The sequence below is a fragment of the Paenibacillus sp. JNUCC32 genome, from assembly GCF_014863545.1.
Lineage (GTDB): Bacteria > Bacillota > Bacilli > Paenibacillales > Paenibacillaceae > Paenibacillus_AQ > Paenibacillus_AQ lautus_A.
Window position 1 is genome coordinate 3,413,326 of sequence record NZ_CP062260.1, and the last position, 23,264, is coordinate 3,436,589.

Genomic DNA, 23,264 nt, shown 5'->3' on the forward strand with positions numbered 1-23,264 from the left:
TGCGGTCACCCCGTGAATCATGCATAAAGGGTATTTTTTGTTCGATCCAAAACTTTCCATATTTGATCAGCTTGTATAGGGCTTTGCCCAAGTCACTCAGCCCGGCTCCGGAATACACTGTTACAAAGTGGAGGTGAGCAAAGTGATGAACAATCTTCCGTCCACCGTATCGATCATCCCGGTGCCCTTCGACCGGGGAGCTACCCGCCGCGGCGCCGGACAGGGACCGGACGCCATATTCGAAGCCGGTCTGAAACGCAAGCTTAACGCGCTCGGTGTAACTTACCAGGTCGATGACCCTGCTGCGCTCCCCGAGCGCAAGGATGAAGCGCATCATCCCCGATTAAAACATTTGACAGAAGTCGTGACGATGAACGAGCAGCTGGCAGCACGCGTATCCGCCCTGGCAGTAGCGGGCACCTTCCCACTTGTGCTCGGCGGCGACCATAGCATAGCCATCGGCACGCTCGCCGGACTTACCCGGCATTACCGCAACTTGGGCGTCATCTGGATCGATGCCCATTCCGATCTCAATACGCCGGATACTACCCCGACCGGCAATATCCATGGCATGTCCCTGGCTGTCAGCTTGGGAAAAGGCGATCGGCGGCTAACCTCGATCGGCGGCGTTAAATCAACCATTAAGCCGGAGCATGTCGTGCTCATCGGCGCGCGCTCACTTGATCAGGGCGAGCGGGACTTCATCCGCCGGGAAGGCATCGCCTGCTTCACGATGCAGGATATCGACCGCATGGGCATGTTCCGGGTCATGGAGGAAGCCATCCGCATATCGTCAACGGGAACGGATGGCGTTCATCTTTCCTTTGATATTGACAGTGTCGATCCGAAGATCGCACCGGGAACAGGAACGCCGGTTCAAGGCGGGCTCAGCTACCGGGAAGCGCACCTGGCCATGGAGATGCTGTCGGAATCCGGCATTCTGACGTCAGCCGAATTCGTGGAGAACAACCCGCTGCTGGACCGCGGGCAGAAGACGTCCCGGCTGCTTGTCGGTTTAATCGCCTCCATGCTGGGCGAAAGCATCTTATGACATTTTCATGACATGGCATCACGCTTGATTATGAGAGCCTCTTCCGCGGGCATGCTCTATTTTCCGCGTTGCGGTTTCTTTAGACTCCCAAGGAGGTTACGCCATGGACGCTCCCGACCCTTATATCGAGAAAGCCGAAAGGTACGGCGCGAGAAACTACCACCCTCTTCCCATCGTCATCGCTTCAGCTGAAGGCATTCATGTGACGGATTCGGACGGCAAACGGTATATCGATATGTTAAGCGCCTACTCGGCACTTAACGCAGGTCATTGTCATCCCCGCATCATCCGGGCCTTAAAGGAACAGGCGGATCGGGTGACCCTGACCTCGCGCGCATTTCATCATGATCAACTAGGCGACTTTTACGAGAAGCTGTCCGCTTTAACCGGCAAAGGGATGATTCTTCCCATGAATACGGGAGCCGAGGCGGTTGAAACCGCGCTTAAGGCAGCGCGTCGCTATGCTTACCGGAAGAAAGGTATTCCGGCAGATCAGGCTGAAATCATCGTCTGCGAGGGCAATTTCCACGGCCGTACGATCACGGTTACCTCCTTCTCCTCATCCCGCGAATACCGCGAGGACTTCGGTCCGTTTACGCCGGGATTCAAAGTCATTCCCTATGGCGACCTTGAGGCGCTGGAGCAGGCGATTTCGCCGAATACGGCTGCTTTTCTCGTGGAGCCGATCCAAGGCGAATCCGGCATCGTGATTCCGCCTGACGGATACCTGAGCGGGGCACTGGAGCTGTGCAGGCAGCACAGCGTCCTTATGCTAGCGGACGAAATCCAGACCGGCTTCGGCAGGACGGGCAAACGCTTTGCCTGCGACTGGGAGGACGTCGAGCCGGATATGTACATTCTTGGAAAAGCGCTGGGCGGCGGCGTCTTTCCCGTCTCCGCCGTGGCGGCGGACGCGGATATTCTGGATGTATTCGAGCCGGGTTCCCACGGCTCCACCTTCGGCGGAAATCCGCTCGGGTGCGCGGTGGCCATCGCCTCCATGGACGTGTTCATTGAGGAAGCGCTGGAGGTTCGCTCCCTGGAGCTCGGCGAATATTTTCTCCGGCTGCTTCGTTCCATCCCGCATCCCGATATCCAGGAGGTGCGCGGCAGAGGTCTATTCATCGGCATGGAGCTCAAGGTCCCGGCCAGATCCTATTGCGAGAAACTGAAAGATCTCGGCCTGCTCTGCAAAGAAACCCATGAAGCCATTATCCGCTTCGCCCCTCCGCTCATCATCACCAAAGCAGAACTGGACCAGGCGGCGGCGATCGTAAGGCAGGCGTTTGCGTGATAAATCGATACCGGCTTGCACTTGCGCAAAAAACAGTTTGTTCACCCCCTGGCTCCAAGGCATGGGGTGCGGCAAACTGTTTTTTGCGGTTTCTTTCCGCTCCTAGCCAGGCAGAAGCTGAAGCGTTGACTGAAATATCATATAGCGGTGCCATGCCGCATTTCCTGTATAATGGGTTGTATAATATTGGATGTACGATTCTGACAAGTAACGTATCGTTATTCCCCTCTCGGCTCACTTCAGCCTATGAAGGGTAATGATTCCCAGCCATGTTTTATCGGGGTTGATGATAACTTAACAAGGAGGTTCACTCATGAAAATAGCCATCTGCGGGGGTACCGGCTTCATTGGCCAAGCATTGTGCAAGCGCTGGCTGCGCGACGGACATGACATGATCATCGTCACCAGGTCGAAGCCGGAGATCCCCGCTGTGCAGCAGAACGGGTCATTATCCTACTTAACCTGGGATGAGATGAAATCCCATCCGGAGCGGTTCGAGCGCTTGGACGCACTCGTTAACCTTGCCGGCTCCTCCCTGAGCCAACGCTGGACGCAAGCAGGCAAGAAGAGAATTCTTCAGTCCCGGCAACGAACCGTAACTGCCGTAGCGGACCTGATGCAGCGCCTGGAGCACAAACCTCCGGTCATTCTTCAAGCATCGGCAATGGCCATATACGGTACATCCGAGTTTGAAGCGTTTGATGAGGACAGTCCGGCCACGATCATGGATTTCCCGTCCGAGGTTGTGCAGCAATGGGAGCAGGCAGCCGATTGCATCCCGGTCGACCGGTTAATCAAGCTGCGCATCAGCGTCGTTCTGGGCGATCAAGGCGGTGCCCTCCCCAAAATGCTGCTGCCGTATAAATTAGGGGTCGGCGGCAACATCGGCAGCGGCAAGCAATGGCTCTCCTGGATCCATATCGACGACATCGTGGAATTAATCGATTATTGCATCCGGCACGAAGACATTTCCGGAGCCGTGAACGCCGCTTCCCCGCATGCGGTCACGAACGAGGAATTTGGCCGTAGCGTCTCCAAGGTCTATCGCCGTCCGCATTGGCTGCCCCTGCCTGCATTCATGCTCCAAGGCATCCTGGGCGAAATGTCGCTTATTCTGTTAAAGGGCCAGCGGATCCTTCCGGCCAAAGCCCAGCGCCACGGCTTCAAGTTCCAATATCCGGAATTGACGGCCGCCTTGCAGCAGATCAAAGGAAGCTGAATCACCCTCCTTGCGCATAAAAAACAATCGCTCTCTTGATCTCAAGGGAGCGATTGTTTTATTCGATGAACGCTATTGGACCGGAGATAACTCACTCTCCGTGACCCATTTGTGGTTCTTGACTTCCTCTCCGGATGTTGACGTGAAGTCCACCATATAGACCGTCGTACGCTCGGCGGAATCGATAACGGCCGTCGCACCGTTCATCCCCTCCATATGATCCGCATTCACGACGGCTTTCGCTCCCGGCTCCAGGGGCTCCTTGCCCGCATCCTTGAGCTCTTCATGAATGACCCATTTATGATCCTTCACTTCGGGCCCGCCGTTCGTCGGCGTATACGATATCGTGTACACCGTCGTATCGTAAGCTCCGACTATCGTTGCTTGGGCCCCCTTCATCCCGGGCATGTGGTCGGATTCGATGATCGCTTGGGTCCCGGCCGCATAGGCAGGATTGTCCGCCGTCTTCAACCCTTCCGGAACCTCGCCCGATCCGGAATGGTTCATGCTGCCGTGATCCATGCCTTCCATGCCGCCGGTAGTATCCACGCTCTCCGCTTGATCCGGATTCGCGCCATCCGTATTTCCGCAGGCGCCCAGCACGAGGACGAGGGATGCGAAGGCAACCAGAATAAGCGGCTTTAATCGTTTTTTTGCTGACATATGACGAACTCCTCTCTTATAGTGAATATTCATAGCATAACAGCGACTTGTGAAGAACTTATGTAGCTGTCTATGCATTACATCACTATACCCATTTTTTCTTTATATCTTATCTTGTGATATATAATAGAGAGACAACCCAAGATACATCCAACCTATATTAAAGGCAGATGACATTGCCTTATGAACGAAGGAGAACCATCTCCCATGCAAATCGATGACGATGCTTTCATCCCGTTATTCAAACGGGCCAATTCCATATTAAATCGTACCTTGAGCCGTATTGAACAACAGGAGCTGAGCATCCGGATCCATTACTGGGGGTTCATGCCGCGCCACTACGACAATACGGAGCACAAGCATTCTTTTTTTGAAGCTTGTTACGTGTTAACAGGCAACGGAACCTATATCGAAGGCGAGAGAGAGTTTCATCTCCATCCGGGCACGCTGTTTCTCTCACGGCCGGGCGTCCAGCATCAAATAAGAAGCAAGGACGGCTTGGCCTTATGCTATGTCGCCTTTGAACCGGAAGAAACGGCAACCGGCGAGTTTTATGCGGCCGCGTTCCGGTTGCTGGCCAAACAAGGCAATCCGGTGGTTGCAGAAGGTGCCCGGCAGGCGTCCGGATTATTGTGGCTTTCGCTGTTATCGCTGTTTCATACGGGTTCCGGCAAACAGCACCCGCCGCAAATGCTGAACAGTTTGGCCGCATCACTGATAGTATCCTTTCTGACCGTCCATGGCCCGGGCTTCCATCATGAGCCTTCCGGCGCCGAAGCAAACGATGAAGGAACCTCCATGTTTCATCAGGCCGAACTGTTTATCAAGGACAACCTCAACGAACCGCTCTCGCTGGAGCGCGTGGCGGGCCATCTCCACATCACGACCCGTCATTTAACCCGGCTGTTTCGCAAATACGGCCATCAATCCTTTGTCCATTATGTACAGGAGCAGCGCGTGCAGCAGGCAAAGCATATGCTCCTCCATACGGATCGCCAGATCAAGGAGATTGCCGTCTGCTGCGGATTCGAGTCCGTGCATTACTTCACCAGGGTATTTACGTCCAAACTTGGCGTAACCCCGGCCCGCTTCCGGCGCTCGCAGTTTTCGGAAGGACGCTACGACTCCGAGGTTTAGCGCCCAAGGCCCGCCGATGTCCTGATCGTACAAAAACACTTCCTCTTTTTATAAAGACGTATCCTCCCTTGCCTTCTACAATGAAGTCGTAACAGACATTCCGGAAGGGAGGATACATCCAATCCATGAAACCTGCAACTGCCTTTCAATCACATCCGATCAATCCTGTGGATTTTCGCCACGAGCCCTTGTTCATGAATCAGGGGATCGACTCCTGGTGCTCGTTCATCATGTCGACCCACAAACAAAAATCGCAGCTTCATCCCCCCGAAAAGCGCGGCGTCTACATTACGCTTGACGGAACGCACGGTGCCGATTTCGATAAACTGCTGATCCAGCTTCAGCAAACCTGCGAACAAGAGGGCATCGCCTTCTCGAGCGATTCGACGTCCCATTACGTAAAACCCGAAGCCGAGCTCCGGGCCGAGATGGCTCCTTATCTGACCGATAACCGGGCATTCGGCTATAAAGCCTCGGATGTCCGTCCTATTCAATATTTTCAGCCGGACGCTAAGGCTGCCTTGCAAAAAAGCGCGCTGCAATTTGACGCGATGTGCGGCATTCACGTGCTGCACGGCCCGGGTGCCTCGCTGCTGGAAGGCAGAACTCCCGATCTTCGCTTCTACGCCGATTACTCCCGCGAAAACCAGCAGCGGCGCCATGCGGAGCGTATGGGCAGCTTCGGCCTCGGCATCTCGAGCGATAAGGTTGAGACCTACAAGAACTGCCTGTTTCTCGAATGGCCCGTCTGGGAGACTTACCGCCGGGACTGGCTGGACCATCATGTCCAGCATTCGGTCAACCAATCGTACTATATGGATTTGAATCGTTCGGAAGCTCCTGTCTGGCTGCCTGCAGCGAAATTGGCAAGCGTGCTGCATCAAGCGGCCCGGCAGCCGTTTCGGGTCAAGCCGTTTTTTGCCCCGGGGATATGGGGAGGGCAATACCTTAAGGAATTGTGCGGCCTTCCCGAAGAATGGCCGAACTGCGCCTGGAGCTTTGAACCCATCGCTCCCGAGAACACGCTGCTGCTGCGCGTGCAGAATGTCACCTTCGAGGTTCCGTTCACTTTGTTGATGGAGGCAGCCCCCCAGGAAATTATGGGAACGCGTAATTTCGAGCTGTTCGGCGATTATTTTCCGATCCGGTTTGACTATCTGGATACGATGCAGGGCGGCGAGCTGTCGCTTCAGGTGCATCCGCTGCAGGAATATGCAGAGGCGCAGTTCAATGAACATATGACACAGCAAGAGTCGTACTACATCATGCGTAATATCCCGGGAGCCAAGGTGTATTTGGGACTGAAGGAAGGGATCACCGGCGGCCGGCTCCTTGAAGCCGTCGAGAATGCCCATCTTCATGAAGAGCCGCTGGAGCTCTCCGACTACGTTAACGAGTACCGCTCGCAAACAGGGGATCTCTACCTTATTCCACCGGGTACGGTCCACTGCTCCGGCAGGGATAATCTCGTGCTGGAAATCTCCTCGACCACCTGGTGGTTTACGTTCAAGATTTACGATTATCTGCGGCTGGACGCCGATGGCAAGCCACGCCCGATGAACCCTGAGCATGCGCGCCACAATATCAATGACGCCATGAATACGCCGGCAGTAGAGGACGGGCTTATCGCTAGGCCATCCGTCGTGAGCCGTCAAGGCGGCAGCACGGAGGAACTGCTGGGACAACGGGAAGATCTTCTGTTCCAGGTCAGCAGGCTGAATTTGCAGGATGCGTGGAAAGCGGATACCCAAGGAGAGTTCGTTATGTACAATCTCGTGGAAGGCGACCGCGTCCGCCTTGTACCGGCTGCGGACGAGGGTGGGGCCGTTGAATGGGGCTATGCGGAATCCTACATCGTTCCGGCATGTATAGGCGAATACCGATTGGAGAACCTGTCCGGATCCCCATGCACCTTGATTGCGGCCAGGGTCAACCCGGAATGGAATCTCCCGCTGCTTCCGCCTTCCCGGAGAGCGGCAAGCGGAGAGTTTTCATGAACCGCCCTGATTGGGACGATCCGGGAAGCCCGTCTCCCCCTGCCCCCATCACCATAACGCTTGATGCCGGGGGAACCGCTTTGAAGGGGGCGCTGCTCGTGAACGGGCAGCTTGTCCCCGGCTCGTTCCTCATCCGGCCTTCCGCATCGCAAGGAACGGCGGAGGAAGCGATCGCCAGCTTCGCCGGCGCCTGCCATGATTTGTTACGCTTTTACGCCTCGGCCTTCCGGCCGGTGGACTATCGCGATTCGATCCGGATCGGCTTTGCCTTTCCGGGGCCCTTCGATTACGCAAAAGGCGTTGCCCTTCTTCAAGGCATCGGCAAATATGATGGGCTGTACAAACTGTCGGTTCGGGATCTGCTCCGTTCGAAGTTCCAGAGCCTCAAACCATCCTTTCCGGGTGCCATGATGAATCGTTTGACCGCTGCCGACATCCGGTTCGGGAACGACGCCTTCATGTTCGGGCTGGGCGCCTCCATCCGGTTCAGGGCGGAACGTCTCGTATGCCTGACGCTCGGTACGGGCCTCGGTTCGGCCTTCGTGGAGAATGGCCGGATCGTAGCCGGCAAGGACGGTATCCCTGGCAGCGGCATGCTGTATGCGGAGCCTTACCGGGACCACATCGTGGACAGCTATTTCGGGAGAAGAGGCATTCTGAGGATGGCCTCGGAGCGTGGACTCCTGACGGACGGAATCGACGTAGCCGATCTGGCGGAAGCGGCAACGCGAGGTAATGAGCAGGCCCGCGAATTATTCCGGGAATACGGCAGCAATCTGGGAGGCATGCTGCGGCCCTACCTATCCGGATTCCGGCCGGACCGCTTGGTGCTGGGCGGACAGATCTCGGGCAGCCTGCCCTTATGGGAAAGGGATATGCAGCTGGCCTTGGGTAGTACGCACAGCGTTCCAATCGACTGTCTCGAGGACGGTACGTCCGCGGTGTTTTACGGCATTGATAAGCTGTTTGACGATACGGCGGGCGAACGATCCGCTCCATATTATCATTAGGAGGTCCTATCATATGAACAAGAACATATCACGCCAAGGAAGCCATAAACCCGCCCGTCCCTGGACGATCTATGCCATCCATCATTCTCACACGGATATCGGTTACACCGAGCGCCAGGAACGGATCGAGCAGTACCATGTCGATTTTATCCGCCAGGCTCTGGGCATCACGGATGCCGCACACCGCGGAGAACGTCCGGAATGGAAATCGTTCCGCTGGACTTGCGAAACATTCTGGGCGGTTGAGAAATTCCTCGAATCGGCCACAACGGAAGAAAAGGAGGCTTTTCAGCAAGCGGTAATCCGCGGTGATATCGAACTGTCCGGAACCTATCTCAACATGACGGAGCTTCCGGACTTCGACCTCCTTCTGCGCAATCACGGCAAGGCGCAAAGGTATGCAAACACTTTCGGACATCGGATCGACAGCGCCATGACCGCCGACATCAACGGGTACAGCTGGGGTTATGCGGATAGCCTGCTGCAAAATAACATCGAGCATCTGTTTTCCTGCATCCATACGCACCACGGCATGTATCCGCTGGGCCGCAAACAAACCCCGTTCTGGTGGGAAAGCCACAGCGGCGGCAGGCTGCTCGTATGGAACGGCGAGCATTACATGTTCGGCAACGAGCTCGGGTTCTGCCCTGACGCACTCGGCAAATACATCATCAAGGATGAGCTTCAGCATAATCTGATGGAGCCCGAGGAGCGGCACAACGACATTGCTGCCCTGCGGATTAACCGGTATTTATGGAATCTTGAGCAGGAGTCCTACCCGTATTCCTTCGTTCCCGTCATGGTCTCCGGCCTGGGTACGGACAATGCGTCCCCGAATGCCGACATTGCGGAATGGATAAGCGCATGGAATGAACAATACGGCGACCAAATCACCATTAAAATGGCCACGCTCTCCGAATTTTTTGCCGTCTTGAAGCAGGAGGATCTGTCCGCGCTTCCGGTGCACCGCGGGGATTGGCCGGACTGGTGGACCGATGGGGTCGCCTCCACGGCGATGCATACCCAGATTTACCGGGATGCCCAGCGCACGCTTCGCAAAGTCAAGCGTCTCGATCCGGGCCATGCAGCGGCGAGCCTCGCCGAGATCGAAGAGGCCTCGCAGGCGCTGACCATGTACGCCGAGCATACCTGGGGCTACCATTCCTCCGTGTATGAGCCTTGGCATCCGCAGGTGCAGATGCTGGAGGTGCGAAAGCAAGCCTATGCGGCGGAAGCCAGCAAGCTGGCTTACGGGGCGCTGGATAAAACGCTCGTTGCCCGTCAGGGCGCACTGCTTGCCCCCCATCGTTCCTTACGCTACGAGGTGATCAACACGGAACCGGCCGCAGCTACGCTGCAGGTTGCCATACCGCTGGATGGCTGGGAACACGTAATTCTGAAGAAAAGGTTCGAGCTCATCGACGAAACGACCGGGAAGCCTCTACCGTACCAATTGACACATACGGGGGCACTCGTTACGGAGCTCACGCTTGAAGCGGGAGAGTCCCGGATATTGTTTATTCATGCGCACGAATCTTCAGATGTTCCCGCTGCTTCCGGGAATATGGCGACCGCGCGGAATACCGAACCGATCGCGTGCGAAGGCATCGCCGACATCTGGACCCAGCCCTTGACTCCCTATCCGATCGTGGCGGGCAAGAGTTCGCTCGAATCCGACTTCTTCCGGATCGAATGGGAAATGAACAATGGCATTACGGCCTGGATCGATAAGACACGCTCGGCGGACCTGCTGGACGGCGAACGCGAGCACGGGGCATTCACTCCTGTCTACGAGGTTACGCCGGCACAGGATGAGCATAATCCATCCGAAATATGCTCGACCCGCCGCCGCATGGGACGCAACCGGAAGGGCACCAACGTCCAGCGGGATGCCGGGCGCTTAACCCGGGCGACCGTGCTGGACAACGGACCGCTGTTTGCCCTGGTCGAGCTGGTGTTCGACGTGAAGGGGCTCAGCTACTATGCCCTCCACATCAAGATGTTTGCCAACCAGCCTCGTGTCGAGGTGTCCGTCCGCTTCCACAAGGACAGCGTTTGGCTGCCGGAAAATGTCTATGTGGCACTGCCGTTCTCGCTGGGGACGGAAGCCGAGTTATACGCCGAAAAAGCCGGATGCCATGTCCGGCCTTGGAAGGATCAAATTCCTGGAAGCTGCCTCGATTACACCAGCGTGCAGGAGGGAATCTTCTGGCACTCGGCTAAAGACCGGGAAGCGCTGACCCTGTCCATGACAGACACGCCGCTCGTACAGCTCGGAACGCTGGAGCACGGGCCGCGCCAGCTTCACACCATGCAGCCGGCGGACAGCCGTCCTTCCACGTATGCCTGGATATTGACGAACTACTGGGAGACCAATTTCAAGGCTACGCTCGGCGGCTTCTACGAGTTCCGCTATGCGGTAGAACGCCATCGCCAGCTGGACCCCCAGCAAACGGCGAAGACGCTGCACGCCTCGACCGGACAATTCACGATCCATCGGATCCATTGATTCATGATGAGAACAGCTGCCCCATAAATAAGTAGGGTTGTTCACTTGACGGACGGTTCGTCAGATTAAAAAATGTGTCAAATGAAGTAATGACGGTGCTCAGGATATTATCCTTGCACCGCCATTTCTTGCTTTTCGGTTCGTTGCCGCTTCCTTGAGCAGATTATCGGCAAGTGAAAGCCATCCCGGCATCTTCGATGGTTGAAAACAGCGCCTGGACTTTCTTCTGTAATTTCGCCTTGTGCTTGACAACCGCTTTACCACACACAGACGAACGTATAGCGGTTGGCATTGGCTTCGATCTTGGTACCGTCGACAAAATAGTGTTCCAACCGTTTCTTTCGTAAATGATAGGTAACACTTTCATTTTACCAAGAGACGGTTTTTTTCGTATGCTAATTAAAGTGAGGGATCTGCACAACGTAGCGGAGAGGACGAAACGATTCCGGACAAGCGAGAGCGGTCGCCTTTGTCCCCGAATTTCATCCTTGCTTAGAACCGTTCCAAGAAATTTGGGGGCAACAGCGATGGGAGGAACGATTCGTACTCGGAGCGCCTCCTAACAGAAAAAGAGAGCATCCCGCCAGATCTAAGATCTTTTGGGGCACCCTCGTTCTCATTAATATAAGGATGTGGCCTGCCGATCTGGCCTCTCCCGTCTTTTGATTATTCGGTTATAGCGGGATTACGTCCAGGCCCACATGAATCCGTCGCGATCCCAGGCAATCCGGCCGCCATGCAGTTTGCGGAAGGCCTTCTTCACGTCCTTGGACAGCGAAGCATTTCCATTCTCGTTCACGAAGACAAATTCTTCCCCGAAGTTCTCGCGTACATAACGGATGGCTTCCGTCTGATACAAATTGCCCGTAAACCGGATTTCCTCCACCATCCATTCGGCCACCTGCTGTGCTGTATATGCCATATTTGCATTCTTCCCTTCTGTATCCATTCCCTTATTATAACAGAATGGACGACAGAGTCGATTCGCATGGAAGCCGACCGAAGGCAGCTGTGCATATTTCGCCATCGCGATAGCAAAAGCAGATTACATCAAGATCCATGACAGCAATAAAAACTGGATGGAACCCGCAATCTCGATCATGCCGACCTTCATCGGTTTCATTATTTTTCCGGCATACCGCAGTGTCTTCACAAACGGAAACAAGAACGGCAGGCACATCCACGGATGCCCGAGGAATATCGGCAGAATCAGCATCACCGAATGATACATGATGGCATATGCCGTCCAGCGCCTGTTTTTCCGCTCCCGAAATACGGATTTGACAAAGAATACGGTTCCCGTGAAATATAGGAAATTCAGAGCAACAACAGCAGCTAGAAGCTGATCGAAGCCTCCTCCTCCCAGCATGTATGCAGCGGCGCCTCCGGTACAGAACAGCAGGATCGCACAAATATCGTTCAGCAGCGCACGCTCCGCTTTGCGGAGGACATGCCAGACATTAACCATGATCAGCACGAGGAGGACCGGCGCAAACCAGAGCATCGACGGCTTGAGAACAAGTACCGGAACCAGAAACACAGCGGCAACAAGGGCATAAACGGTCCCCCAGGATATCCAGGTTTTGCGTTTGGCCGGGGTCTTTAAGGATTGCAGAAACGGATAGGACGCCATATATAGAAACAACCACGCCAAAAACAGCGGAAGGTGCAGAAGGGCCGGCTTGGCAGCCACCATTCCGATGAAATAAGGTACAGAGACCATGGCCCAGCCTCCATGCTCCCGCGGAATCACAATCCTCGTCTTATTCATGCCTCTCTCCCTCTCCATCCATCAGCTCGCACCGACAACGATTCATCTCTTGTCAGCCGCTCGAAGCATTGCCGGACGAATGGTATGTAATATCGCTAAAGGTACCCACATAATGAATGATGTCGCCGGATTCGTCCCTTACGGCATTAATGGTCAACAGCTCCAAATATTCATCCCCGTTTTTCCTGCGGTTCCAAATCTCCCCCTGCCAGCTTCCGCGTTCCATGATCTCAGACCACATCGCGCGGTAAAACGCCGGCGATTGCCTTCCGGACTTCAGCACGCTCGGATTTTTGCCGAGCACTTCCTCCTCCGAGTATCCCGTTAGCTTCGTGAATGCCGGATTGACGGCACTGATCCTTCCGCCTGGATCCGTTACCAGAATCCCTTGGCCGGTGGAGTTAAACACCTCGGATTGCACGGCAAGTTTGTCCTGGTAGTACATCCATACCACAACGACGAAGCTCGCAAGCGCAACCTGCGACAAAGCCATGAAGCCGATGGAATACTGCCCCGTAACCGAATGGATAAAGGAAAGCATCAGCGGCGGAAAGAAACCGCCAAGACCGCCCATCATGGACACGATGCCATTCACGATGCCGGCCTGCTTGTTGAAATAAAGGGGCACGAGTTTGAAAATGACCCCGTTGCCGAGACCCGCACCAACGGCTATGGTTAAGCAGCCGGCCGTATACAAGCCGATGGACGGGGAGAATGCCAACAGGATAGCCGCAGCCGTCAGCCCCAGGAATACGCCCATTAATAAGAACAGCGGTTTAAATCGATCTGCAAGCCAGCCGCCGACGGGACGCAAAAAAGTCGCGATCATGATGAACCCGGCCGTCCGCATCCCGGCATCCACCTTGGCCAGCTCAAAATGAGAAACCAGGAAGTTCGGCAAGTACACCGTAAAGGCTACGAACGAACCGAAGGTAATGAAATAAAAAAGCGAGAAAAACCACAGTTTTTCATTCTTATATACACCCTTGATCTGTTCCATGACCGGTGTTTTCACCTTGATTTCTTTGCGGTCGCCTAAAAAAACATTGAATAATGCAAATATCAGCAGCAGGATCAAATACAGCTGGACGGTTTTGGACCATCCGATCCCCGTTGCGATGACCGGTGCGGCAAACGTGGTAATGGCTGTACCGATGTTGCCCATCCCGTAGATCCCATTGACCAGTCCCAGCTTCTCTTTTGCATAGTATTTCGGCAATGAGGTCACGCCCACCGAGAACACGGCCCCACCGATCCCAAGGAACAAGCCGCCGATGACCAGATGCGTAAAGGATGAAGCCACGCTGATAAAATAGACCGGAAACAGCAGCAGGATGAAGCTGGATATAAAAACAATTCGTGCTCCGACCACGTTGGCGTAATAGCCGAGCGGTATCCGCAGAACCGAGCCCAGCACCACCGGAATGGCCGTCAGAATGGCGATCCGGTCTGCCGGAATGGCGATATCTTCTCTTATGAACGGCAGGAGCGCGGAGATGATGACCCATACCATAAAACCAAGCACCAGATTCATTGTTTGCAGCGGAAGCTGCAGCTTTTTGATCATTCCCATCACCTTTTCCAAAGCGTAATGAATGGCATATTGATCCCCAGCTCCTATTGTACGTGCACCTATTCACAATGCGAATAGGGAAGTTCCCTGAATCTCTCCGGGGAACTTCCCTATTCCTTACCGCAATCACCCTGCTTATGCGCCATAATTAAAAATCCAGCAGTTTTTTCTTCAGCGCATATTCCACTAACTCCGGGCGGCTCTTCAATTTCAGCTTTTCCATGATTTTGGCCTTGTGCGCTTCCACCGTTTTGACCGATACAAATAGTTTTTCCGCGATTTCCTTGTTGCCATAGCCCTTCGCGATCAGCGGCAGGATTTCAATCTCCCGTTGGGACAGACTGTTGAACGGATCCTGCTCCGCGCTCTCGCTGTCTTTCTTGATAAATTCCCGGACCAGGGACGTGGCCATCTGGGGGTGGATGTAGGTTCCTCCCTTATGGACCATCCGGATGGCCGAAATCAATTCATCATCCGGCGCATTTTTGAGCACGTAACCCGAAGCTCCGTTCTTCAAAACATGGAACAGGTAATCGTCATCGTCATACATGGTCAGGATCAAAATTTTCGTTTCCGGAAATTCGCTGCTGATCTTGCCTGTGGCAATCAATCCGCTCTCGCCGGGAGGCATGCTTAAATCCATCAACAGCACATGCGGCCGGTGCTTGGCCACCATGGCGTATGCCTCGATGCCGTCTGCCGCCGTCGCGACGACCTCCATATCCTCTTGGTAATTCAGAATCATGGAAAATCCGCTGCGGACCACGGCATGATCATCCGCGATCACAATTTTCATGTTCCCCTCACCTCCGCCTTGCCGCTGCTCGTAAGCGGGATCTTCAGCTGAACCGTCGTCCCCTCGCCGGGAGCGGAAACCAAAGTAAACTGGCCACCGACGAGCTCAGCGCGTTCGCGCATTCCGTACAGCCCGAGTCCGGTTCCCTTGGCTTCGTCAATGATCATGTTAAATCCGGCGCCATCGTCCCGGACGGTTAACTGAAGGCAGCCGTTCTCCTCGCATAATCGGACATGAACCTCGTCCGTTCCCGAATATTTCAAGGCATTTAACACCGCTTCCTGGCAAACCCGGTACACCACCGTTTCAATCTCGCTGCCATAGCGGGCCGCCGCCAATTCGGCAGAGAATTCAACCAGCATGCCGTAATTCTTCCCGATCCATTTGAAATGGGAGCGGAAGGCAGCCTCCAGCCCCAAATCATCGAGGGAAGCGGGCCGAAGCTCGACCGACAAATGCCGGATATCATCCAGCAGCCTCGTTAAAGACGCCTCGGTCTGGTGCAGCTTCTTGAGCACATCCTCGCCCACATTCATATATTTAACGACGCGCAGGTCGACCAGCGAGCTTAAGAGCTCCTGAGCCACGCTATCGTGCAGCTCGCGCGAGATCCGCTTGCGCTCGTCCTCCTGTGCCTTGATGACGTATTTCAGCATATTCGTCCGCTGCAGCATTTCCTGCGTTTTCTGCTGCTTCGTCAGATCGAGGAGCATCATCACCCGGATGCCGCGGGCTTCATCGATGGTATGGTAACTGGCCGCATAAGGAACAATTCCTTCAGACCGCGTCTTCAGATAGACTTGGAACGACGAGAATTCTCCATCCGGATAATCCAGATAGCATTTGGAGCAGGAGATGAGATCCTGTTCGTCGGTGTACCCTTCGCAGGTCTGGCAGAAGGACCCGTCCTGTCCGGAGTGCATCCTCTCGATCACCTCAATGTCAAGGATATTCTCCGCAGCCGGATTCATCGCGACCACGCTGCCGTCCTCGTCCATAAAAAAAATGGCCTCCATGCTGTTCTGATACATGTTTCTCAGCAATTCGCTCAGATGCTCATCCGTCATTTGAATCACGGCCGTGATACCTCCTTGGCATAAAAAGCGCCAAATTCCGTTCCTATACCTTCCTGAAAAGACGCAAAGGCCTTGTGATCCAGCATGTTCTCCTTACGATATCCCACAAGCAAAACCCCCATGACGCGCGTGCCTTCCCACAGCGGTATGGCACCGAGGCTCTTCAGCTGCTCTGCAACGATAATCGGATAATTATACAAGTCCCTTGATTCAATATCCGCATTCACATTCGGGATCAGCATCGGTTTCCCGGTCTTAAACACCATGCCGGCGATGCCCTTGCCGGAATGCAGCACGATGCGCTTGTACCTCTCGTTGATGTTTCCCGAGGCATACTGCCAGGTCAATACAAATCGGTCTTCAGCCGGCTGCACCAATGCCATGGACACGAAATCGAAATGAAACCGGGTCCGAAGCTTATCCATTTCACGTTGGTAATCATAGATCGGCTGATTCTTCATCCCCATTACTCCTCTGACGTAGAAAAGAAGGCTAAAGAAGCCTTCTCTCGTCCTACGACTCAAATTTGCGGTGCTTTCTATACAGGATATATCTTCTGCCCACATAATTCAACGGAACACTCCACACATGGACCAGACGGGTAAACGGCCACAAACCGAAAATACCAAATCCCGCAAGAATGTGAATTTTGAACGACAGCGGCACATCCTCCATCAGCGAAGCCTCCGGTCGGAACATAAACAGTCCGCGGAACCAGACCGAGACCGTTTCCCGATAATTGAATTCCGGCTGCACCGCGTTTGTGACCAGCGTGCTGTACATCCCCATGAAGACGATAAACAGCAGGAGGACATTGACCACCATATCGGAAGCGGTGCTGAGTTTTCGGACATTTCGGATGGCAAACCGTCTGGCGGTCAACAAGATCATGCCCCCCAGCGTTAAAAAGCCGAACGCGCTTCCGATATACACCGCGCCGATATGGTACATATGGTCGCTGACGCCGAGCGACTCCATCCAGGATTGGGGGATGGCCAGGCCGGCCACGTGTCCCCCGATAACCGGAATGATGCCGAGATGGAACATGAGGCTGCCCAGCTTGAGATGTTTTTTCTCGATAAACTCGCTGGATTTTGCCGTCCAGTTAAACTGGTCCGTACGATAACGGTAAATATGACCGACGATAAATACAACGATGCATACATAGGGGAAAATGACCCACAAAAATTGATCAATCATGTTCATGAGCGGCAGCCTCCTGACTGAGACACGCCTTGAACGTGTCGCGAAGCCCTTGAACGAGATAACCATACGGGCTGTTATACTTCTCCAAGGCTTTCAGCAGATGATAGGTGCCGTCTTCCATGACGGCCATCATCAAATTCAGGCTCTCCGCGGCTTCCTTCTCGCGGCCCTGCCAGGGCCCCGCGTACAAAAACTCGCACATCAGCGGAAGATAATCCGACAATTCCGAGCCTTCGATGCCAAGGCCAAACATCTCGTACGTCTCCTTAAGCCTGGCGAGCATCTGCCCGCGTTCCCGGCCGTCCTCGAATTTGTAATAGGTCATATACAACGTGGATTTCGCCTGAAAGTCGAAGGTCTGGACATACAGCTCTTCAATCTCCTCCATGCTGTATTCATGCATGATCGTCCAATACGTTCTGACGGATTCATAGGCCGGATCGGCGGAGTCAAGCAGCTCCTCCATGACGGACGGATGGAAATCCAGCTTTTCCGGATACGTGAGCTGCTGAGCAAAAAAACCGAAAACATGTTTACAATCATGCAGCTTTCCGAGATTAATCACGCCAGATCCCTCCATAGAAATTTTCTTCGTACAGCTCCTTGCCGGTTTTGCCCTGCAGACCTTCCGGACCGCAGCCGCCGCAGCTCGCGCCGAATCCTTCAGAGCCCTGGGAACGGTAGACATCCATATGGCTTTCTTTATGGGAAGTCGGAACAACGAACCGGTCATCGTATTTCGCGATGGCAAGAAGCCGGTACATCTGCTTCATTTGATGGGCAGTCAGGCCGACCCGTGCCAGACGAGTCTCATCAAACTCGGCCCCCGACGATTGTGCGCGCATATAAGAACGCATCATCGCCATTCTTTGCAGGGCTTCCTTCACCGTGACCGTGTCGCCTGCCGTGAGCAGATTCGCGAGGTACTGGATCGGCGTGCGCATCTCCTCGATCGCCGGGAAAATCATGTCCGGATTCTCGATGGAATCCCTGCCTTCAAAATAGTTCATGATCGGGCTGAGCGGCGGCACGTACCATACCATCGGCAGCGTCCGGTACTCCGGATGAAGCGGGAAGGCCAGCTTGTATTCGATCGCGAGCTTATAGACCGGGGAGTTTTGGGCCGCCTCGATCCATTCCTCGGACAGTCCGTCTTTGCGCGCCTGCTCGATCACCGCCGGATCATGCGGATCAAGGAACAGGCTGCATTGCGCCTGATACAGATCCTTCTCATCCGGCGTGGAGGCTGCTTCCTGTACGCGGTCCGCGTCATAGAGCAGCACGCCCAAGTAACGGATACGGCCTGTGCAGGTTTCGGAGCATACCGTTGGCAGCCCTGCTTCGATTCTCGGGAAACAGAAGGTGCATTTCTCGGCCTTGTTCGTTTTCCAGTTGAAGTACACCTTTTTGTAAGGACAGCCGGTCATGCAGTACCGCCAGCCGCGGCAGGCCTCCTGGTCCACCAGCACGATGCCGTCCTCGTCCCGCTTGTACATCGCACCCGACGGACAGGACGCCACGCAGCTTGGATTCAGGCAGTGCTCGCACAGGCGGGGCAAATACATCATGAACGCCTGCTCAAAGTTGAATTTGATCTCTTCCTCGATCTTTTCGATATTCGGATCCTTCGGACCGGTCACGTGGGCGCCCGCCAGATCGTCTTCCCAGTTCGGGCCCCAATCCAGATTCATCGTTTCGCCGGTCACCGCCGATTTCGGACGGGCCACCGGCTGATGTTTCTTCTCCCCGGCATTCGTCAGATGTTCATAGTTATACGTCCAGGGCTCATAGTAATCTTTCATTTCCGGCATATCCGGATTGTAGAAAATTTTGCCGAGCGCGATTTTGGACAGCTTGCTGCCGGATTTCAGCTGCAGCTTGCCCTTTTTCAGCGTCCAGCCTCCCTTGTATTTCTCCTGGTCTTCCCAGCGGATCGGGTAGCCGACGCCCGGCTTCGTTTCCACGTTGTTGAACCACATGTACTCCGCGCCCGGACGGTTCGTCCAGGTGCTCTTGCAGGTGACGCTGCACGTATGGCAGCCGATGCATTTATCCAGATTCATGACCATGGCGACCTGCGCTTTAATCTTCAAGCCAATCCACCTCTTTCATTTTGCGGACAGCCACGTACACATCCCGCTGGTTGCCGATCGGTCCGTAGTAGTTGAATCCATAGCTGAGCTGGGCGTAGCCTCCGACCATCTGGGTCGGCTTCACATGGATTCTCGTCGGCGCGTTGTGGCTGCCGCCGCGATCCTTCGTGATTTCCGAGCCCGGCACGTTGATGTGTTTGTCCTGCGCGTGATACATGTACATCGTGCCTTTCGGCATCCGGTGGCTGACGACGGCGCGGGCGGTGACGACCCCGTTGCGGTTGTATACTTCCAGCCAGTCGTTGTCCTGGATGTCGTTTGCCGCCGCGTCGTCATTGTTGATCCATACCGTCGGGCCGCCGCGGAACAGCGTCAGCATGTGCAGGTTATCCTGATACGTGCTGTGAATGTTCCATTTGCCGTGCGGCGTCAAATAGCGGAGCACCAGCGTATCCTTGCCCCCGGTAATCTGCTTGTCGCGCGGGCCGAACACCATCGGCGGAAGCGTCGGTTTATACACCGGCAGCGCTTCGCCGAACTGCAGGAAGATTTCGTGGTCGATATAAAAATGCTGCCTGCCGGTCAGCGTGCGGAACGGCACGAGCCGCTCGATGTTCGTCGTGAACGGCGAGTATCTTCTTCCCATTTTGTTCGAGCCGCTGAACACCGGCGTCGGAATGACTTCCCGCGGCTGGGCCGTGATGCTCTGGAACGTGATGCGCTCCGCCGCGCGGTCCGCGGAAATATCCTTCAGCTGCACGCCGGTATCCTGCTCCGCCGATTCCCATGCCCGCTGCGCTACTCTTCCATTCGTAGCCGAAGACAGATTCAGAATGGCATCCGCCGCATGTCTTGCGGTATGAAGCTTCGGCAGGCCATTTTTGATGGAGTCGTCATAATAAGTTCCGTTCAAGCGCTTCAGCTCTTCATACTCCTCGGCGACCGAGAAGCTGACGCCGTGCGCCCCGACTTTGCCTGTGGCCAGATTCGGCCCGAGCGTCACATATTTATCGTAAATTTTGGTATAATCGCGTTCGACCACCGTCAGGTTCGGCATCGTTTTGCCCGGAACCGCTTCGATCTCGCCCTTGCGCCAATCCTTCACCTCACCGTACGGCTGGGCGATCTCGCTTGCCGAGTCATGGGCCAGCGGGCTTGTCACAAGATCCTTGTATACGCCTGGCAGATGCGTTTTGGCCATGTCCGAGAAGACTTCAGCGATCGTTCTGTAAATATCCCAGTCCGAACGCGATTCCCAGAGCGGATCCACCGCCGGGTTGAACGGATGGACGAAGGGATGCATGTCGGTGGAGGATAAGTCGGTTTTCTCGTACCAGGTCGCTGCCGGCAGCACCACATCGGCATACATCGGCGTCGAGGTCATCCGGAAATCGAGCGCGACCAGCAGATCCAGCTTGCCTTCCACGTCCTCGCGCCACACCATTTCCTCCGGCTTATCCTCTTCGTTCGGCGTCGAGAGCAGGCTGTCCGAAGCGCCAAGCAAATGCTTCATGAAGTATTCCTGCCCTTTGGCCGAGCTTGAGATCAGGTTCGAGCGCCATACGAACAGCGATCGCGGGAAGTTTTCCGGCGCACCCGGATCTTCTGCCGCAAATTTGGTATCTCCTGACACGATTTGTTCAAGCGTGTGCTTCACGATGTCTTCATTGCTCGTTTTCCCCTGCAGCGCCGCTTCCTGGGCAAACGTCAGGCTGTTCTTGTTGAACTGCGGATAGGACGGAAGCCAGCCGAGCCTAGCGGCAAGAACGTTGTAATCTGCCGGATGCCGGTACCGGATCTCCCCGCCCGTCGGCGATTTCAGGGAATCGGCCCCCATTTCTTCGTATTTCCACTGGTCGGTCGCAAAATAGAAGAACGAAGTGGCATTTTGCTGCCGCGGCGGTCCCTGCCAGTCTTTGGCGAAGGCAACCGTGGACCAGCCCTCGATCGGACGGCATTTCTCCTGCCCCACGTAATGTGCCCAGCCGCCGCCGTTCACGCCCTGGGAAGCCGTCAGAATGACCAGGTTCAGAATGGAGCGGTAGATCGTGTCGCTGTTGAACCAGTGGTTAATGCCCGCACCCATGATGATCATGGAGCGGCCGCCGGTATCCAGCGAATTCTGCGCGAATTCTCGGGCGATTTGAACGACGACCGAAGCCTTCACGCCGGTAATGTTCTCCTGCCAGGCCGGGGTGTAGTCGAATTCGGCATCTTCATATCCCGAAGCCGCAAGTCCGCTCTCCGCTTGCCCTATCCCATATTGGCTCAGCATCAGATCGTATACCGTGGCGGCGAGACGCTCGGTTCCGTCGGCCAGCTGAATTTTCTTCGCCGGAATTTGGCGTTTGAAGGTGCCGTTGGCCCGGTTATCAAAGAACGGGAAAAGGATCGTCTGCCGCTCCGCTACCTGGGACTCTACGGAAAGCGCCGGTGCAATGACCGACCCGTCTTCGCGTTCCAGAATCAGGTTCCATTTCTTGTCCTGCTCCCAGCGCTGGCCCATCGTACCGTTCGGAACGATGATTTCATTCGTGTTCTCGTCGATAATCACCGGCTTCCACTCGGCATGCTGCGAGGCATCGCCCAAATCGCTTGCCCGCAGGAAGCGGCCAGCCTTGTACCCCCCCTCAAACTCATCCAGGAGAATCAGGAAAGGCATATCCGTATATTGTTTCGCATAATTCAGGAACATCGGCTCCTGACGTTCATGATAGAACTCCTTCAAAATGACATGCGTCATGGCCTGCGCAATCGCCGCATCGGTTCCGGGGTTCGGGGCCAGCCAGTTGTCGGCGAATTTGACATTCTCGGCATAGTCCGGCGCGACCGACACGACCTTGGTCCCTTTGTATCGCACTTCCGTCATGAAATGGGCGTCCGGCGTACGCGTTAACGGTACGTTCGAACCCCACATGATCAGGTAGCCCGCATTATACCAGTCGCTCGATTCCGGCACGTCGGTCTGCTCTCCCCAAATTTGCGGGGAAGCCGGCGGCAGGTCGGCATACCAGTCGTAAAAACTCAGCATTTCGCCGCCCAGCAGGGAGATGAACCTTGCCCCCGAAGCGTAGCTGATCATGGACATCGCTGGAATCGGTGTGAAGCCGGCGATGCGGTCCGGGCCGTATTTGCGGATCGTATAGATTAACTGGGCGGCGATCAGCTTCGTGGCTTCCTGCCAAGATACACGAACGTGACCGCCCTTTCCCCGTGCTTGTTTATAGGATTTGGATTTCGCCGGATCTTCGACGATGCTGGCCCAAGCGGCGATCGGATCGCCGTGCTCGTTCAATGCCTCTTTCCACATATGCCACAGCCGGCCGCGCATGTAAGGGTATTTCACCCGCAGCGGACTGTATTCATACCAGGAAAATGACGCCCCGCGCGGACATCCCCGCGGTTCGAATTCCGGCATATCCGGCCCGCAGGACGGATAATCGATCTGCTGGTTTTCCCAGGTGATGATCCCGTTCTTTACGAACACTTTCCAGCTGCAGGAGCCTGTACAGTTCACGCCGTGAGTGGTCCGCACCACTTTGTCGTGCGACCAGCGCTTGCGGTACATATCCTCCCATTCCCTGCTTTTCTCCTCCAGAACGGACCAATTGCCAGAGTAGCTTTCCATCCTCTTGAAGAACTTCAGCCCCGACTTTCGTCTCATAGGACACTTCAACTCCTTCTGCTTGAATGACAATGATTGGGGAATCAATGTGCCGTTCTTCGTATAGCTTCATTATGAGCGGCCTCACCCTCGGTTCCTATTAGGGAAACTCCTATATTCCTTCGAGAATTCCCTTGGTTAACGTCAGGCGGCGATTCGAGCACGGATCGTCTTGTGAAACGAAAAAAAGGTGTCCCGCAAGACC

18 protein-coding genes are annotated in these 23,264 nt (G+C 55.1%); 7 read left to right on the forward strand and 11 right to left on the reverse strand.

The genetic code is table 11. From position 1 onward, the window contains the following. Window positions 1-145 precede the first annotated feature (145 nt). From rocF to JNUCC32_RS15380, 3 genes are all read left to right on the forward strand, one after another. Complete coding sequence (rocF, locus tag JNUCC32_RS15370) at window positions 146-1,051, forward strand: arginase (RefSeq protein WP_096773171.1); 906 nt, start codon at window positions 146-148, stop codon at window positions 1,049-1,051. Between the two features lie 103 nt (window positions 1,052-1,154). Beyond that, window positions 1,155-2,345, forward strand: coding sequence for an ornithine--oxo-acid transaminase (locus JNUCC32_RS15375; RefSeq protein ID WP_096773170.1), 1,191 nt, complete (start codon window positions 1,155-1,157; stop codon window positions 2,343-2,345). A 313-nt stretch (window positions 2,346-2,658) separates the two neighbouring features. Continuing rightward, the gene (locus JNUCC32_RS15380; protein WP_096773169.1) at window positions 2,659-3,564 is read left to right on the forward strand and encodes a TIGR01777 family oxidoreductase; all 906 of its coding nucleotides are present in this window, start codon (window positions 2,659-2,661) and stop codon (window positions 3,562-3,564) included. 72 nt (window positions 3,565-3,636) lie between these two features. Here JNUCC32_RS15380 and JNUCC32_RS15385 read toward each other — a convergent pair whose 3' ends face one another. Further along, window positions 3,637-4,227, reverse strand: coding sequence for a YdhK family protein (locus tag JNUCC32_RS15385; RefSeq protein ID WP_192572539.1), 591 nt, complete (start codon window positions 4,225-4,227; stop codon window positions 3,637-3,639). A gap of 207 nt (window positions 4,228-4,434) precedes the next feature. Here JNUCC32_RS15385 and JNUCC32_RS15390 point away from each other — a divergent pair, with 207 nt between their 5' ends. From JNUCC32_RS15390 to JNUCC32_RS15405, 4 genes are all read left to right on the forward strand, one after another. Further along, complete coding sequence (locus tag JNUCC32_RS15390) at window positions 4,435-5,364, forward strand: AraC family transcriptional regulator (protein ID WP_192572540.1); 930 nt, start codon at window positions 4,435-4,437, stop codon at window positions 5,362-5,364. A gap of 125 nt (window positions 5,365-5,489) precedes the next feature. After that, entirely contained in the window at window positions 5,490-7,361 is a 1,872-nt protein-coding gene (locus tag JNUCC32_RS15395) for a class I mannose-6-phosphate isomerase (protein ID WP_192572541.1), read from the forward strand. After that, window positions 7,358-8,371: an ROK family protein gene (locus JNUCC32_RS15400; protein WP_096773166.1), complete on the forward strand. Its 1,014-nt coding sequence runs from the start codon at window positions 7,358-7,360 to the stop codon at window positions 8,369-8,371. Before JNUCC32_RS15395 ends, JNUCC32_RS15400 begins: the two co-directional genes overlap by 4 nt. Window positions 8,372-8,384: 13 nt before the next feature. Then, a complete protein-coding gene (locus JNUCC32_RS15405) occupies window positions 8,385-10,880 on the forward strand; it encodes a glycoside hydrolase family 38 N-terminal domain-containing protein (RefSeq protein ID WP_192572542.1) in 2,496 nt (831 codons plus the stop codon). A 685-nt stretch (window positions 10,881-11,565) separates the two neighbouring features. Here JNUCC32_RS15405 and JNUCC32_RS15410 read toward each other — a convergent pair. The 10 genes from JNUCC32_RS15410 to JNUCC32_RS15455 all read right to left on the reverse strand — a co-directional run bounded on the left by JNUCC32_RS15410 (window position 11,566) and on the right by JNUCC32_RS15455 (window position 23,059). Beyond that, entirely contained in the window at window positions 11,566-11,802 is a 237-nt protein-coding gene (locus JNUCC32_RS15410) for a DUF6953 family protein (protein ID WP_009592569.1), read from the reverse strand. 123 nt (window positions 11,803-11,925) lie between these two features. Continuing rightward, on the reverse strand, window positions 11,926-12,651 hold the full coding sequence (locus tag JNUCC32_RS15415) for a YwiC-like family protein (protein WP_192572543.1): 726 nt from the start codon (window positions 12,649-12,651) through the stop codon (window positions 11,926-11,928). Window positions 12,652-12,703: 52 nt separating this feature from the next. Continuing rightward, window positions 12,704-14,218 (reverse strand): nitrate/nitrite transporter, encoded by a 1,515-nt coding sequence (locus JNUCC32_RS15420; protein WP_192572544.1) that lies wholly within the window; start codon window positions 14,216-14,218, stop codon window positions 12,704-12,706. A 154-nt stretch (window positions 14,219-14,372) separates the two neighbouring features. Continuing rightward, window positions 14,373-15,020, reverse strand: coding sequence for a response regulator transcription factor (locus JNUCC32_RS15425; protein WP_009592555.1), 648 nt, complete (start codon window positions 15,018-15,020; stop codon window positions 14,373-14,375). After that, window positions 15,017-16,096, reverse strand: coding sequence for a sensor histidine kinase (locus tag JNUCC32_RS15430; protein WP_192572545.1), 1,080 nt, complete (start codon window positions 16,094-16,096; stop codon window positions 15,017-15,019). Before JNUCC32_RS15430 ends, JNUCC32_RS15425 begins: the two co-directional genes overlap by 4 nt. After that, window positions 16,093-16,557, reverse strand: coding sequence for a GAF domain-containing protein (locus JNUCC32_RS15435; protein ID WP_015734361.1), 465 nt, complete (start codon window positions 16,555-16,557; stop codon window positions 16,093-16,095). Before JNUCC32_RS15435 ends, JNUCC32_RS15430 begins: the two co-directional genes overlap by 4 nt. A gap of 52 nt (window positions 16,558-16,609) precedes the next feature. Beyond that, window positions 16,610-17,302: a respiratory nitrate reductase subunit gamma gene (gene narI, locus JNUCC32_RS15440; RefSeq protein ID WP_009592621.1), complete on the reverse strand. Its 693-nt coding sequence runs from the start codon at window positions 17,300-17,302 to the stop codon at window positions 16,610-16,612. Beyond that, on the reverse strand, window positions 17,289-17,867 hold the full coding sequence (gene narJ / locus JNUCC32_RS15445; RefSeq protein WP_192572546.1) for a nitrate reductase molybdenum cofactor assembly chaperone: 579 nt from the start codon (window positions 17,865-17,867) through the stop codon (window positions 17,289-17,291). Before narJ ends, narI begins: the two co-directional genes overlap by 14 nt. After that, on the reverse strand, window positions 17,860-19,395 hold the full coding sequence (gene narH / locus JNUCC32_RS15450; RefSeq protein WP_192572547.1) for a nitrate reductase subunit beta: 1,536 nt from the start codon (window positions 19,393-19,395) through the stop codon (window positions 17,860-17,862). Before narH ends, narJ begins: the two co-directional genes overlap by 8 nt. After that, window positions 19,385-23,059 (reverse strand): nitrate reductase subunit alpha, encoded by a 3,675-nt coding sequence (locus tag JNUCC32_RS15455; protein ID WP_192572548.1) that lies wholly within the window; start codon window positions 23,057-23,059, stop codon window positions 19,385-19,387. The genes narH and JNUCC32_RS15455 overlap by 11 nt, the downstream gene beginning before the upstream one ends. Between the last annotated feature and the right edge of the window lie 205 nt (window positions 23,060-23,264).